The organism is Amphritea pacifica (assembly GCF_016924145.1).
Taxonomy (GTDB): Bacteria; Pseudomonadota; Gammaproteobacteria; order Pseudomonadales; family Balneatricaceae; genus Amphritea; species Amphritea pacifica.
Map to the genome: position 1 here is coordinate 1 of NZ_JAFFZO010000153.1, position 365 is coordinate 365.

Sequence of the window (365 nt, forward strand, 5' to 3'; positions counted from 1 at the left end):
GGTAGTCATGCCCTTGGCGTACAGACTCAGAATCTTGTCGTCCATCGACGTGAAGCGAGTCTGCTGCTTTTTGACTAACTTCGGTTCAAAGCTGCCATCCCGATCCCGTGGCGCATCAATTTCGAATTGCCCATCTTCGGTACGTAAGGTCTTGCTGGAGTAGCCATTGCGGCTGTTATCAGAGGGACGTTTACCATGCCTGTCGTAACCCAGATGCTCATCCAGTTCGGCATTGAGAGCCGTTTCAACAGTGACTTTGGTTAGCATCCGCCGGAAGTCATTGAGATCACTTTCAGTTTTGATGCTTTTAGCCGCTTCGCGAGCGAAGGCTTCGAGTTGTTTCTTGTCCATGTTGCCTATCCTTA

Annotated in this window: 1 protein-coding gene; it reads right to left on the bottom strand. The window is 50.1% G+C overall.

What is annotated here, in order from left to right:
- On the bottom strand, nt 1–351 hold a 351-nt coding region (locus tag JW499_RS23215), incomplete at its 3' end, for a transposase (RefSeq protein WP_205212539.1).
- Between the last annotated feature and the right edge of the window lie 14 nt (nt 352–365).